Annotated in this window: 14 protein-coding genes; 9 read left to right on the plus strand and 5 right to left on the minus strand. The window is 47.9% G+C overall.

What is annotated here, in order from left to right:
* Positions 1 to 141 precede the first annotated feature (141 nt).
* Positions 142 to 471, plus strand: coding sequence for a potassium channel family protein (locus tag ACN9MT_RS14200; protein WP_035410757.1), 330 nt, complete (start codon positions 142 to 144; stop codon positions 469 to 471).
* Between the two features lie 14 nt (positions 472 to 485).
* Positions 486 to 1,136, plus strand: a complete 651-nt coding sequence (locus ACN9MT_RS14205) for a hypothetical protein (RefSeq protein WP_056064119.1) — start codon at positions 486 to 488, stop codon at positions 1,134 to 1,136.
* A gap of 56 nt (positions 1,137 to 1,192) precedes the next feature.
* Here ACN9MT_RS14205 and mgtE read toward each other — a convergent pair whose 3' ends face one another.
* A complete protein-coding gene (gene mgtE, locus ACN9MT_RS14210) occupies positions 1,193 to 2,545 on the minus strand; it encodes a magnesium transporter (RefSeq protein WP_035410763.1) in 1,353 nt (450 codons plus the stop codon).
* 231 nt (positions 2,546 to 2,776) lie between these two features.
* On the opposite strand from mgtE, the gene ACN9MT_RS14215 reads away from it, so the two are divergent.
* The 4 genes from ACN9MT_RS14215 (at position 2,777) to ACN9MT_RS14230 (ending at position 5,859) form a co-directional block, all read left to right on the plus strand.
* On the plus strand, positions 2,777 to 3,514 hold the full coding sequence (locus ACN9MT_RS14215) for a metal ABC transporter ATP-binding protein (RefSeq protein ID WP_313489533.1): 738 nt from the start codon (positions 2,777 to 2,779) through the stop codon (positions 3,512 to 3,514).
* Positions 3,511 to 4,356 (plus strand): metal ABC transporter permease, encoded by an 846-nt coding sequence (locus tag ACN9MT_RS14220; RefSeq protein ID WP_426272458.1) that lies wholly within the window; start codon positions 3,511 to 3,513, stop codon positions 4,354 to 4,356. Before ACN9MT_RS14215 ends, ACN9MT_RS14220 begins: the two co-directional genes overlap by 4 nt.
* Positions 4,353 to 5,270, plus strand: coding sequence for a metal ABC transporter substrate-binding protein (locus tag ACN9MT_RS14225; RefSeq protein WP_214852059.1), 918 nt, complete (start codon positions 4,353 to 4,355; stop codon positions 5,268 to 5,270). Before ACN9MT_RS14220 ends, ACN9MT_RS14225 begins: the two co-directional genes overlap by 4 nt.
* A 76-nt stretch (positions 5,271 to 5,346) precedes the next feature.
* Positions 5,347 to 5,859 (plus strand): PCYCGC domain-containing protein, encoded by a 513-nt coding sequence (locus ACN9MT_RS14230; RefSeq protein ID WP_214852058.1) that lies wholly within the window; start codon positions 5,347 to 5,349, stop codon positions 5,857 to 5,859.
* 71 nt (positions 5,860 to 5,930) lie between these two features.
* Here the strand turns inward: ACN9MT_RS14230 and ACN9MT_RS14235 are convergent, their stop codons facing one another.
* Positions 5,931 to 6,356, minus strand: coding sequence for a hypothetical protein (locus ACN9MT_RS14235; protein WP_035410778.1), 426 nt, complete (start codon positions 6,354 to 6,356; stop codon positions 5,931 to 5,933).
* Positions 6,357 to 6,545: 189 nt separating this feature from the next.
* Between ACN9MT_RS14235 and ACN9MT_RS14240 the strand changes: the two genes are divergently transcribed.
* Together ACN9MT_RS14240 and ACN9MT_RS14245 are read left to right on the plus strand one after the other, a co-directional pair.
* Positions 6,546 to 7,559 carry a zinc-binding alcohol dehydrogenase family protein gene (locus ACN9MT_RS14240; RefSeq protein ID WP_426273521.1) on the plus strand — a complete coding sequence of 338 codons (1,014 nt, stop codon included), beginning with the start codon at positions 6,546 to 6,548 and terminating at the stop codon, positions 7,557 to 7,559.
* A gap of 214 nt (positions 7,560 to 7,773) precedes the next feature.
* Complete coding sequence (locus ACN9MT_RS14245; protein ID WP_426272459.1) at positions 7,774 to 10,206, plus strand: ATP-binding protein; 2,433 nt, start codon at positions 7,774 to 7,776, stop codon at positions 10,204 to 10,206.
* A gap of 61 nt (positions 10,207 to 10,267) precedes the next feature.
* On the opposite strand, the gene wrbA is transcribed toward ACN9MT_RS14245, so the two are convergent.
* Positions 10,268 to 10,870, minus strand: coding sequence for an NAD(P)H:quinone oxidoreductase (wrbA, locus tag ACN9MT_RS14250; protein ID WP_035410786.1), 603 nt, complete (start codon positions 10,868 to 10,870; stop codon positions 10,268 to 10,270).
* Positions 10,871 to 11,168: 298 nt separating this feature from the next.
* On the opposite strand from wrbA, the gene ACN9MT_RS14255 reads away from it, so the two are divergent.
* Positions 11,169 to 12,959: an LTA synthase family protein gene (locus ACN9MT_RS14255; protein WP_426272460.1), complete on the plus strand. Its 1,791-nt coding sequence runs from the start codon at positions 11,169 to 11,171 to the stop codon at positions 12,957 to 12,959.
* A gap of 107 nt (positions 12,960 to 13,066) precedes the next feature.
* Here ACN9MT_RS14255 and ACN9MT_RS14260 read toward each other — a convergent pair whose 3' ends face one another.
* Positions 13,067 to 14,005, minus strand: a complete 939-nt coding sequence (locus ACN9MT_RS14260; RefSeq protein ID WP_426272461.1) for a HEAT repeat domain-containing protein — start codon at positions 14,003 to 14,005, stop codon at positions 13,067 to 13,069.
* Between the two features lie 36 nt (positions 14,006 to 14,041).
* Complete coding sequence (locus tag ACN9MT_RS14265; RefSeq protein ID WP_290788751.1) at positions 14,042 to 14,662, minus strand: LysE/ArgO family amino acid transporter; 621 nt, start codon at positions 14,660 to 14,662, stop codon at positions 14,042 to 14,044.
* Between the last annotated feature and the right edge of the window lie 171 nt (positions 14,663 to 14,833).

The following is a 14,833-nucleotide window of genomic DNA, read 5'->3' on the forward strand; positions in this document are numbered from 1 at the left end:
TTCCTCCATTCAAGAAAAATGCCTCTTCACTTGAACTTACAGGTTGATCAGGTGATAGATGGTGTCAAACATGCCGGAAAGAATGATTATCTCATTCATGATACGATGGACTCGACGCACCGATCTTAAAGGAGAGATTCGATGATATCTGTACTGACGATTTTTTCACGCCTATTCAAGGGATTGCGCCGCGCCTTTCACTTGTCTTACTTCCGCGGACTACTGATTCTTTGTTTGTTGACACTCGTCTCTGGGACGATCTTCTATAGTACGGAAGAAAACCTTTCGGTCATCGATGCGCTTTACTTTTGCATCACGACACTGAGTACGGTCGGGCATCCGACATTCATCCCGACGACGACGCTCGGTAAGGTCTTCACGATGGCGTATATCACGATCGGCTGCGGGTTGTTCTTGACGTTAATTGCTACCTTGTCATACGTTTTGATTAAACAACCGGAAGAGGATTAAGGGGGGAATCAAATATGCGTCAATCTGCCATCCAAAACAATTTCGATTGGTGTCGCCTTGTTTGTGAACAAGTCGGATGCCAGGTGACAGAAACCGAATCGACCTGGCTCGCTAAAGGAAGCGTTCCAAGTTATTATCCGGAACTGATGGTTCGCCTTCCTCATCAGCGAATTAATGCAACCGACGTGTACAGCATCAAGGACTGTACGGCGAGCTATGATTTCTCAAGCGCTGGTCTCAGTCACCTGTTCACAGCGGAATGGATGACCCGTCCCGCCATACTCGATCGTCGCGCTCTTCCCGTCGATTGGTCTGTCGTCACGGATGCCACGCAGTTTACTCGCTTCCAAGCAATCCAAGCGACACCGGAGTTACCGGAATCGTTATGGCAACATCCGGACGTCCGCTTTTTCTATTGCGAAGCACAACAGGCAAGTTGCATCGCCTACTCGAACCAAACGACGACCGGATTGATGTACGTTAGTTCCGACTATCTTGATGAACGCTTATGGGATGATATCGCACGCTTGTGCTCCGCACACTTCCCCGGTCAACCACTCGTCGGATACGAATACGGTGATCACCTGATCACGGCGCTCGAAGCAGGCTTTGACGACATCGGTCCACTGGCGGTCTGGATTCGCACGACGCATGAGAATGCATGAAAAAAACCGAACCAATTCCCTTTCTCTTGAAGAGAAGGCGAATCGGTTCGGTTTTTTTACATCAAGCGACTGATGAACGCGGTCGCGATCCCGAAGTAGACGAGGAGCGACAAGATATCGTTCAACGTCGTGATCAGCGGTCCGGACGCAATCGCCGGGTCGATCTTTAAGCGATGTAAGATGAGCGGAATGATCGTTCCAGCCAGTGTTCCAAAAATCAGCGTGATGACGAGTGAGCTGCCGACGACAAGACCTAAGACGGCACTTCCTTGCCAGACGTACGCAATGATAGCAATCAAGACGCCACAAATGACACCAATGATCAAACCAACCCAAAGTTCTCGTAGGATTAATCGCGTCGCGACCCGCTTATCGACTTCACGCGTGATCAATCCACGGACGACGACCGCGAGCGATTGGGTACCGGTATTTCCGGTCATCCCAGCAATCATTGGCATGAAAAAGGCGAGCGCGACAACTTTTGAAAGCGTCTCTTCGAACTGACTGATGATCGATCCAGAGACGAGCCCGATGAACAGTAACAAGACGAGCCATGGCAAGCGCCGGGTTGCAGCAATCCACGGCTTCGTCTCGAAATCAATTGATTTACCGGATGCTGAGAGTTTCTCGATGTCTTCATTCGCTTCTTCCCGTAAGACATCGAGTGCATCATCGACCGTAATCAATCCGACGAGAACATCGCCTTCGACGACCGGTAGCGAAACGAGATCGTAGCGTTCGAACAATTGCGCGACCTCTTCCTGATCGGTCTCTGCTGCGACCCGAATCACCTTCGTCTCCATGACATCGCTGATTCGTTCCGTATTTTCAGCTAAGATGACGTCCCGGTATGAGATGACACCGACGAGTTCACTGAGTTGATTGACGACGTACACGTAATTGATCGTCTCCGAGTATTCGATGTAGTCACGCATCTTCTCGACCGTCTCACCGACCGTGAAATCCTCTCCCACCCAGATGAACCGGTTCGTCATCAAACGCCCTGCCGTCTCCGGTGGATACGTCAAGAGATTGCGGACGATCAGTGCCTCGTCTGTCCGCATGCTACCAAGCAAACGGTCAGTTTCTTCTGGTCCCAGTTCCTCCAGTAAATCCGCGACATCATCGTTTTCCATTAAATCGAGGACATGCCCGGCGCGCTCGACGTCTAAACGACGCAAGACGGCAAGACGTTGCTCTCCTTCGAGCTCCTCAAGCACATCTGCCAATCGTTCGTGATCGAGATAATCGAGGAGTCGTGCTTGATCGTCTTCTCCTAATTCTTCATACACTTGCGCGATGTCATACGGATAGACTTCTTCGATGACTTGCTGTGCTTGCTCTCGCTTTTCCTTCGCAAGCGCATCGAGCAATAGCCACTTCCATTGTTGTTCTGCTGTCTGACGCAATCTCCTCACCCCCATACGATTCTGCCTTTTCATCTTAGCACGAGTTGATTCGCGATCGATATCGAAAAACAGTTGACAACTGTTTTTCACGGCTTTAAAGTTTGCCTTAAGGAAACATTATTAGTAGACCGAATCTTTCTCTAGTAATGAATCATCAAAAATTTTTAATCTACTTTTTGCCCTAAGGAAACTTTCCTTCTCTATACCATAAAACTAAAGGAGTGAGCATTCATGTACGCCCTTGATGTTAACCGACTCACGGTCTCCTATTTTGATACACATGCACTCGCCGATGTATCCGTCCGTCTTCCGGTCGCTTCGCTGATTGGTATCATCGGACCGAATGGTGCCGGTAAATCCACTTTCTTAAAAGCCATCCTCGGTCTGATTCCCGCTCGGATCGAGCAGTTACGCGTACTCGATCAACCACTCGAAGCTGTCCGGTCACGTGTCGCATACGTCCCGCAACGAAGTGCAATTGATTGGGACTTCCCGGTTCGTGTGCAGGATGTCGTGTTGATGGGCTGTTATCCGAAGCTCGGCTTATTCAAACGACCATCGAAAGCACAAAAAGCGTTCGCCATGGAATGTCTCGAACGCGTCGGTATGTCCGATCATGCCGAACGGCAAATCGGTGAACTGTCAGGCGGACAACAACAACGGGTCTTTCTGGCGCGTGCCCTTGCCCAAGAAGCAGAACTACTGTTGCTGGACGAACCGTTCGTCGGTATCGATGTCGCCAGTGAGCAGATGATCATCGAACTCTTACGGACACTCCGAGCCGAAGGGCGGACGATTGTCGTCGTCCACCATGATCTGCATAAAGCAGAGGACTACTTCGACACGTTGATGCTGTTGAACAAACGACTAATCGCTGTCGGTCCTCCGTCTGATATCTTGACGCCGGAGTGGCTCGAACCAGCGTATGGCTTACCCCTATTCGAACGACGCAAGGAGGAACAAGGATGACGTTCATCGAGGCATTACTTCAATATGAGTTCTTACAAAAAGCGATGATCACCGCCATCATGGTCGGCATCATCTGTGGTGTGATCGGCTGTTTCATCATCTTACGCGGGATGTCGTTAATGGGTGATGCGATCTCGCACGCCGTTTTACCTGGTGTCGCGATTTCTTATCTACTCGGGATCAACTTCTTGATCGGTGCCATCGTCACAGGTCTCGTGACGGCACTTGGAATCGGCTTCGTCAGCCAAAACAGTCGCATCAAGAACGACACAGCGATCGGCATCCTCTTCACGTCCGCCTTCGCCCTCGGGATCATCTTGATTTCGTTCTTGCGCAGCAGTAGCGATCTCTATCACATTTTGTTCGGCAACGTCCTCGCGGTCCGTCCGAGCGATATGTGGATGACCGTCATCATCGGATTGATCGTCCTCGGGGGAATCTTCTTGTTCTACAAAGAGTTGCTGATCAGTTCCTTTGACCCGACAATGGCGCAAGCCTATGGACTATCGACACGCTGGATTCACTATGGATTGATGACATTGCTGACACTCGTCACCGTCGCTTCCCTTCAGACGGTCGGCATCATCCTCGTCGTTGCGATGCTGATCACACCAGCTGCGACAGCGTATTTACTGACGAACCGTCTCTCGCGGATGCTGTTCCTAGCAGCAGGCTTCGGTACGCTGTCCGCCATCGTCGGACTGTATTTCAGCTTCACCTACAATTTATCCTCAGGTGCATCGATCGTCCTCGTCGCGACGACGCTGTTCGCACTCGTCTTCATCTTTTCACCACGTCACGGTCTGATGCGTCACCGGAAACGAAAGGAGTCTACGGTATGAAATTAAAATTTTTCCTGTTCGTCCTCCTCAGCACAGTCTTGCTTGCTGCTTGTTCGACACCAGCAGAAGATAACGGAAAGCTGAAGGTCGTTGCGACGTATTCAATCCTCGCTGATCTCGCCCGCGAAGTTGGTCGTGAACACGTTGATGTTCACAGCATGGTTAAGATCGGGGCAAATCCGCATGAGTATGATCCACTTCCGGCAGACGTACAAGCGATGGCGGATGCGGATGTCGTTTTCTATAACGGTCTGAATCTTGAAGCCGGCGGTGCGTGGTTCGACAAACTTCGGGCAACGACCAGTAAAGATGCGTCTGACGCGCCAGTCTATCGTTTAAGTCAAGGCGTCGAACCAAAGTACCTGACGACAAAAGGCAAGGAATCAGAAACCGATCCGCACGCGTGGCTCGATGTGAGTAACGGCATTCAATACGTCGAAAACGTCAAGCAGGCATTGATCAAGGAAGATCCGAAGCACAAAGCGGACTACGAGAAAAATGCCGAGGCTTACATCAAACAACTGCAGACGCTTGATCAGGAAGCGAAAAAGCAGTTTGCCGACATTCCGAAAGCAGAACGTCACCTCGTCACGAGTGAAGGTGCCTTCAAATACTTCGGAACTGCCTATGACGTCAAAGCGGATTATATTTGGGAGATCAACTCGGATAATCAAGGAACGCCGGCACAAGTCCGCCGGATCGTCGATACGATCAAGGAGCAAGACATCCCTGTCCTATTCGTCGAAACAAGCGTCGACCGGCGGAGTATGGAGACTGTCTCTCGTGAGACCGGCGTTCCGATCGCTGGCACACTTTTCACCGACTCGCTCGGAGCACCGGGTAAAGACGGCGACACGTACTACAGTATGATGCAAGCGAACATCAAGACGATCACACAAGCACTCACGAAATAAGCGTCAATAAATCGTCATGCTTTCATCGTTTTACTTTCCTTATAATGAAGGTAAGACAATGAAAGAGAGGCCGACTATGCAAAGACGACTGTATCGTTTTGGACTTCCACTTAGTCTCAGCCTGTTGCTCGCTGCATGCGGGACGGCTGAACAGACGGATACTCCAAAAACAGAACACACGAATCACGAAGATCACGCTGACCATGCCAGTCACGGTGCCGATGATCAACTCGAGAAGACCGCGGGACCGGACACGTTACCTGCTTTTCTCGATGAGCAGGATCAATCGATTCAAACAATCTATCGCTCCGTCGCTAAACATCCCGATTTATTGAAGAAGATGCCATGTTATTGCGGTTGTGGTGAATCTGCGGGTCATACGAGCAACTATGACTGCTTCATCGAAGAACAGAACGCTACGTCAACGACCTGGACGACGCACGGCATTACGTGTGGTACGTGTCTCGATATCGCGGCACAGTCGATCGTCGCTTATCAAAAAGGTAGCTCCGTCAAGGAAATTCGGACTGCAATCGATCAAACTTATGCGAAGACCGGTGTCACACCGACGCCAACGCCAGCACTTTAATAAACAGTCCGCCCTCCTCGCGATGAACGTAAGGAAAGGCGGACTGTTTTTTTATCTCATGTGGAGCGTTCTTAACTTCTAGCTCGCAAGACGAGCGGTCGACCCGACAACAGCTCATCCAGTTGATAGTACGTATGTGCCCGAATCGGTCGATCCGTTCGTGGTAAGTGACGAAGTTCATATGCTACTTCGAGTAAGTAAAATTTGTATTCCTCCCCTTCATCAAAACCAAAGCTTGCGCGACGTTCTTCGATATACGCAAGGACACGCTCCTGTTGCGAGAACGAGAGCCGCTGGACTTGTGGGGCGAGTGCCTCGTGCGGAGAGAGCACGATTTCCCGCTCCGTGCGATACAGTCGATGCATGACGCCACCACTTTGACGTAAGGCAATCAAACGCGCGGGTCGATACGGACGGGGGTGCGGATGAGCATGGACGAGGTAACGTTCAATCGTGACTTGAGTCGTTCCTGCCGGTAGAGAGATGACGTCATACATACAAAATCGCTCCTTCTCGAAAATGGATAGCTACTCTCATATGCTACCATATCTATCCAGCATTCTTCCGTTGATGACAGAAGGGGAATCCGTTTTCAAAGTTTCGCAACTGGTTTTAAGACCGAGCGGGCGTGGAACAGATGGAGAGAAACGATTCCTATCTGGAAAGGATGATTGTTGATGTCGAATATGTCCGCTGTCGGTTTCCACCGACACTTACCTTTAACGGAACAAGATAGTCTGATTGATCTGGAACTACCACGACCAGAAGCAACAGGACACGATCTCTTAGTTGAGATCAAAGCTGTCTCCGTCAACCCGGTCGATACGAAAGTCCGTGCCCACGGGAAAGACGAAGACGCCCCGAAGGTCATCGGTTATGATGCAGCGGGAGTCGTCGTTGAAGTCGGCGATGATGCCTCCCTCTTCCAAGTCGGTGATGAAGTGTATTACGCTGGTGCAATTCAGCGCCCTGGATCAAACAGCGACTTCCAACTCGTCGATGAACGAATTGTCGCTAAAAAACCGGAACGGTTGACGTTCAGTGAAGCGGCTGCTCTCCCGTTGACGACGCTGACAGCCTATGAAGCATTGAACGATCGTCTCGGATTGACGTTTGATGCTAAGTCGAATCTTAAGAAGACAATCCTCATCATCGGAGCCGCTGGCGGTGTCGGTTCGATTGCGACACAACTTGCGAATCACGCTGGATTGACGGTCATCGGTACCGCGTCACGCGACGAGACGATTGATTGGGCGAAGGAACACGGTGCGCATCATACGATCAATCACCACGACGCATTCCGTCCTCAGCTCGAAGCCCTCGGTTACAAATACGTTGACTATATCTTCTGTCTCAATGCGACGGACCAACATTTCGAGACGATGGTCGATGTGATCGCACCGCAAGGGAAAATCTGTAGCATCGTCGAGACGAATCAAAAACTCGATTTAAGTGCGCTCCAACAAAAGAGTGCGACGTTCGTCTGGGAATTCATGTTCACGCGCCCGCTGTTTGCGACAGATGATATGATTCGCCAACATGAGATTCTGACGCAAGTCGCAGCATGGATCGAAGAGCATACGCTCGAGACGACGGTGACACAGACATTGATCGGCATGAACGCCGACAATCTAAAAGAAGCACACCGTCTCGTCGAAAGTGGAAAAACGATTGGAAAGATTGTCGTTGAACATCATTAATAGGTATCGAAGCAGGATGAGACTAGGCTCTCGTCCTGCTTTTTTGTCGTTCTTTATTTTCTTGTGAACGTGAATCTCTTATTTTGAAGATATTTTATACATTATGACTATATTTATCCGTCTAAAAAATGTACGATTACGGTAACAAATATTCCAATGTAATACATCTAATCGACCCTCGACTCACATATACAAAGGAGCATCCATAATCCATATGCGAAAATGGTTCAATCAAAAGATCAGTCGACAGATCATGTCGTCATTTTATCTCATTCTTATTACCTTATCCGTCTCCTCTTTGGCTGCTTATTTTTATACGAACCACCAAGTCATGGATGCCAAACAAGAGCTCGATGCGATCAGCATGCGCGAAGATCGGGCGACGAAACTCTGGGACGATTGGCAGTCCCTTCAATACGAGATGCGGGGCTATATCGTCTTCGGAGATGACGCCGTGCTCGACGTGATTGATGAAAAGAAGGCATCACTCGAACAACAGACGGCTTGGTTTGAAAAGAATCGCTTATATAAAGCGGATCAAATCTATGCGTCTGATATCCGGTCGCTCTATAATTCTTATACAAATTTCGTCATGCCCAGCTTGATTAAATACGTCCAAGCAAAGCAATCGGGCACGATTGACGAGCGTTTCCTGCAGATGCCGAGTCTAAAAGCGATGATGCCACAAGTACCTCGGGACCCGAATCGGAAGTTCAAGATGAATGCCTCGAACAGTGAAACGATGCGTAAAAGTGTCAACACGATGGAGAGTACGTTCACGAACTACCGGAGTAGTCTCCGCGCGAAAGAACTCGGTGCAAAAGAACAGCTTGTCACGCAGACGAAGTACGCTGAGTGGATTTGGCTCGTCAACCTGATCGTGTTGTTCCTCGTCATCTTGCTGATCGTCCGCCCGTTCATCGAACGGACGACGCGACAAATCCACCTTCTCAGCAAGGAGAGCAAGCTCCTTGCAAGTGGTGAGCATACGTTACCGTTGATTCCGCTGAACCGTGCTGACGAGATCGGTGAATTGAGTAAATCGTTCCATCAGATGGCGACAGCCTTGATTGAAAACAAACACCAATTGATGTCGACGAACGTTAATCTCGAAGATGCGTTGAAATTGACGCAACGGAACGAGTCCCATTTACGGCTACGTAATCAATTGACGGAGACACTTGCGTCGCGTGATAGCATCAGTGCCTATCCTGCCGTCATTCAAAAGATGGTTGAAATCACGAATGCGACGCAAGGTGCCTTGATTTTCAAAGATGGTACGAAAGTGATCGATATCGTCTTTTATCCGCAGACACCGCTCACAGTCGAAGATTGGATGCCAACGATTGAGCCGTTATTACGTGAGTCGCGACAAGACAAACGACCGCATACGCAGTTCGAAGATGAAGTCGCGCGCGCTGTCACACCGGTTCTTGATCCGAGTCAAAATGAGATCATCGCCTATATCTTCTTGTCCCGTAATCAGGATCGGTTTGATCGTTACGAGCAGGAAGAACTCGCTGCCTTCGCGCGTCAGCTAGCGTTGTCACTCCTACGGATGCGGACGTTCGACGAGATTGAACGCGAACGGGAAAAAACAGCGCGACTGTTGAACTCGATCCGTGAATCGATCGTCTATATCGAACCAGAAGGTGACATCCAGTTGATCAACCGACCATTGCTCGATCTGTTTGACCATCCGGTTGATGACAGTCTCGATGAGAATGGGCTGATGAACATCACTCCGTCTGTCGTTCAACTCAAGCATCGCGTCGACCAACTACCGGAATTCGAACGTTACTTGAAAAAGACGTTCGTGAAACGAGAAATCGGTGAAGGAACCACCTTCTCGATCGATCAAGAGCGACGCTTCATCAAGACGTACTCCGAGAGCATTCATTATGGTGGACAGTTCCGCGGGATTCTACTCGTCTTACGTGACGTGACGAATGAAGTCGAGATTGACCGGATCAAAAACGAACTCGTCTCGACGATCTCACACGAACTACGGACACCACTCTCGTCGATCTATGGCTTTACTGAGCTGATGATTCAGCGTGACCTACCACCGAAACGACAGAAGAAGTATCTCGAAGCGGTCCATTCGGAAACAGAACGTCTCTCGCTGTTGATCAATGACTTCCTCGACTTGCAACGGATGGAAGCAAACCGTCAGGAATATGAGATGGCACCGTTCGATATCGTCGCGATGATTCGGGATTTGAAACAGTTGCATAGTCTGTCGTCTTCTTCCCACGCGATTGAAATATTCCGAAACGTCGAACCATTGATCGTCGAAGGGGATGCGAAGAAGATTCGCCAATTATTCAGTAACCTGATCAACAATGCGATCAAATACTCACCAGCTGGTGGAACGATCGATATTCAACTGACGCGACACGCGTCACGGGTCACGGTCGCGATTCAAGATGAGGGTATCGGGATCCCAGCTTCTGCGATGAGTAACCTGTTCCAAAAATTCTATCGTGTTGACAATTCGGACACCCGTCAAATCGGCGGTACTGGTCTTGGGCTCTCGATCTGTCGCGAAATTGCGCGTGGACATGATGGAGAAATCCATGTCGAGTCGATCGAAGGACAAGGCTCGACGTTCACAGTCGAACTTCCGTTAATACAAAACACATGATGCATACGAAAAAGCGCCAGAATGCGAATCAGCATTACGGCGCTTTTTGAATTAGGTAATGTTATGAGTTAAGACGGCTTGCCACTTCAACCGTCCGTTTCGCTTGATGGCGCACGGCTGGTTCGACTGATTCAACCATGTTACCGTCTTGGTCGACAGTGACCGATGTACCATATGGATTTCCGCCCGCTGCGAACAAGACAGGATCCGAATAACCTGGTGCCGCAACGATTGCACCCCAGTGGAACATCGTCGTATAAACTGCGAGAACAGTCGCTTCCTGACCGCCATGCGGATTCTGTGCCGACGACATCGCACTGACGACTTTATTGACGAGTTTGCCTTGTGCCCACAGTCCGCCTGTCGTGTCGAGGAACTGTTGGAATTGTCCTGGGACATGACCGTAACGTGTCGGGACGCTAAAGATAATCGCATCTGCCCAGTCGAGTAGATCCGGTGTCGCTTCTTCGATATCACGTGTGGCTTCCGCATGCTTTTGCCACAATGGGTTCGAAGCGATCGCTTCTGCTGGGGCTGTCTCCTTGATTTTCGCAAGACGGACTTCCGCCCCTGCTGCTTCTCCCGCTTCTTTTGCCCATGAGGCAAGTTGATGGTTCGTTCCGGTTGCGCTGTAATAGATGACCGCTAGTTTCACGTTTGACATGACTTCGCTCCTTTTTTAAAAGACAGTGACGGACGATGGACGTACACGCTTTCTATTCCCGCTTTCCGCGCAAATTAACGTCAATTGTTTGAATTCAAGAGGAAATTCAAACCAATTCCTCGATTAATTCATGAAACGAGCGAACATGACTTCCTGTCTTGGTAATAGTTCTATTTTTGCCTGATTCAGAAACAATCGCCATTTCACCTTCAGATTGTATACTTCCCACATCTATGCGTTCCTCGATTTGCCGTTTAGGGTAAAGACCGATTGACGACACACGTAAGGAGTACTGACCATGGCGATTCGCTACACCCTTTATCTGTTACTTGGCATGCTGAAGTTCATGCTATTTAGTTATTTTACAAAAACCGACCTTTCGCTTCATTTAACACTGATGAATCTTGCTGGCATGCTGATACTATCGAGCTGGACGTTACTGATTCCGTGGAATAAACGCCGCTGGGTCTGGCTCGGTCTACTGCTGGCGCACAGTTTTCTGCTGGCTTCCGACATGTGGTACTACCGTTACTTCGAGGACTTCCTCTCCGTCTCGCTCCTCTCACAAATGACGCAGATGAGTGACGTCAGTAGCGGCTTCACTGCCTTGATCGTACCGCAAGACTTCCTCTTGTTCGCTGATAGTTTGATTTTCATGGTACTGCTCTTTGTCTTCCGCAAACGACCGGAAGTAACGACAGCGCAAACACGACGCCGGACAGCTGGACTCCTTGCAGTCAGTGGCATTATTTTGTCTGCCTCGCTGCTGACGTACCGGACGCTAACGGAAGATCGTCAACCGACGGCAACAATCTCCGATATGCGTGACTACTACCTGTTCGGCTTTTGGGGTTATCACGGGTGGGACGCTTTCAAAGGCGTGACCGGGCGACCGAGCGACGGACTAACGGCTCAGGAGCAACAGCGCATCAACCAAAAGGAGCAGACGAATCCGACCGGTGCGAAAAAGACACCGAACATCATTTTGGTGCAACTCGAGTCGTTCCAGGCTTCTGTCATCGACCAGACCATTAATGGCGAAGAAGTAACGCCGAACCTGAATCAGTTGAAGAAGGAATCGCTCTACTTCTCGTCGTTTTACCACCAGACACATGAAGGACGAACTTCGGACGCTGAGTTCATCACGAACACATCGCTTTACCCGTTGAAATCAGGTTCCGTTTATACGCAATATCCGACGAATGAATTTGAGCCGCTACCTGCGTTACTTGAGAAGAACGGATACGATACGGCAGCAATGCACGCTTACGAAAAAGGTTTCTGGAACCGTGACGATGTTTACAAGAACATCGGTTTTAAGCACTTCTTCAGCCAAAATGATTATTCAAAAGAGAAGAAAATCGGCATGGCGCTGAACGATCAACAATTCTTCCTCGAATCGATTGATCATATGGAGACGTTACAAGAACCGTTCTTCTCGTTTTTAGTCGCGCTGACGAGTCATACACCGTATGAGATCGATAAGGAAGATCAGACGCTTGATTTGTCCGGATATAAGGATCCGATGTTGAAACGGTATTACCAGACTGTCCATTACGTCGATACCGGTGTCGGAAAGATGATTGATGAGTTGAAACAACGGGATCTTTGGGATCAGTCGCTCGTCATCTTTTATGGCGATCACGATAGTGGACTCGTCAATGAAGGCAGTGAGATGCGCAAAAAGGCGGATGTATCGTCTCCGGTTGCAGCTTTCGAACTCGAGCGCCTCATCCCACTCTTCATCAAAAAACCCGACCAACAAACCGGTCGGGTCATGAAAGAAAACGGCGGACAGATCGATATTGCACCAACGATCATTGATTTGTTGAATCTCAAAACATCCTATATGATGGGGCAATCCCTCATCGACGACAAACCGAATCTGACGGGCTTCCGTGATGGTTCGTTCCGCTACAAGGACTATTACTATGAAGCGGATTTGACGAAAGCATCAGGCGAAGGCACTTGTTATGATGTATCGACTGAGAAAAAGGTCGAGCTGAAGTTCTGTCGAAATCAAGTGAAGGATGTGAGTAAGCAGTTAAAGCTGTCGGATAAGATTATTGAGGAGAATGAACTAGAGTAATTAAAGAGCATCTAATTTTCTTAAAATAAACAAGCCTGACCTTCTTCACGTCTAGTGGGAAGTCAGGCTTGTTTATTGATCGTTATCTCCACCTACCCTCGAGCCCATCAGTAGAAAGTAAAATGGTCTTCGATCCATTGCCATTCTTCGTCAAACAAGACTTCTCTTTTTGTTTGAATGATCCAATGAAATAATTTAGGAATCGCCTGATGAGAATGCTGGTATCGATGTAAAAATCGAAGAGCGATTAGGACTTCATCTGTTTGTATTTGTCGCGTTCGCTTCAATAATATTTGTACACGTTTGATCACCGGTTCAATCGCTACTTCATCACCATGTCGCTCGATTGCGACTAACGCATACTCTCTCACATTGCTAGATCGATCTTTTAGTCCATGCAAAAATATTGAAAGATCTAATCCATTTCCAAGTTCACTCAGTGCAGCTAAAGCCGAATGCCTAACGTCTCCTCGCGAATGGTCCAACAAAGGAATCAAATAAGAAATTGCTCGCTCTGTTCCAATCGTGGCTAAAACAAAATTAGCACTCATGATATCAAAAGAGTTATTTGATGTCGTAATCAAACGAATTAATGCATCCTCTGCTATCTCATCTCGACAGACTCGCAATGCTTGAATCGCAGCCTCTCGAACAGACGACCGAGAATCGTCTATGTATTTTACAATTCGTTCTGTATTATGAATGCATCGTTGTTTTGCTATTTCTTCTAAGATACTTTCGAGAAGACTCGGCTTTGTTTCTTGCTCCAGTTTCTCAAGCAATAACATCCCTGCACGAACATCTCCCGAATTCTCACCAATCGTTCCAATCATAAAATAAAGATGTTGTTTTTGTTCTGCTTGTTTCACTTTGTCGAGTAACGTGTTCAATCTCGGAAGCATATTCGCGTCCCTAAAATGACGAACTTTTTCATAAGCGGTGTCTGATGGTGAGCCTTCGTTCGTATAGCACTTCGATTCTTCCTGATAGAAGTACTTTTTCTCAGACATCTGCTCAACTAAATATAAAATCTCATCGTCCTTCATATTTTGCAGTTGCTCCTTAGTCCTTTAAAGATCTTTTTAACTTTTTTCTAAAGCAAACTGAATCAATTGATACGATAGCCAGAACATTAAGCATCCTATTCCAAAATCTAATACTTTCCACGCTTTTGGTTGTTTAAATACAGGAATGAGCCATCTCGATCCATACCCTAAGCCAAAAAACCAGACAAACGAGGCAACTAAGGCTCCAATTAAGAAATTGACTTTTTGATCAAATGTCAAAGTCCCAGCTATACCACCGATGACAACGACCGTATCTAGGTATACATGTGGATTTAAAAGTGTAATTGCTAATGTAACTAAAATTGTTTTATGAATGGGAATGATTTTAACATCGGTTGAAATATCGATTGCACTTGACGATGAAAACGCACTTCGAAAAGATTTGAATCCGTATAATAGCAGAAATAGTCCTCCGACAATCGCAAGACCAACATTCGCAAACGTATTGTTTTTAATAACAGTACCGACCCCTAATACGCCCGTGCACATCAGTAACACATCACATAAGAAACACACCAAGGCTACCCAGAAAATATTGTTTTTAAGTAAACCTTGTTTAAGGACGAACGCATTTTGAGCGCCGATTGCGACGATGAGTGTACCCGATGTTACTATACCTTTTAAAATTTCATTCACTTGACGTCTCCTCTCTCGTTGTCTTTATTTTTAAATTGATGAATACTGTTTATGTAATTCTTTCAACTATTAAGTATACTATCGTAAATAAAAAGTACCGAACCCTATTTACTAGGATTCGGTACTTATAGATGAAATATTTTACATCATTCAACTTGTGACGATATCTTT

It is taken from the genome of Exiguobacterium sp. R-17 (assembly GCF_049913315.1).
Lineage (GTDB): Bacteria > Bacillota > Bacilli > Exiguobacteriales > Exiguobacteriaceae > Exiguobacterium_A.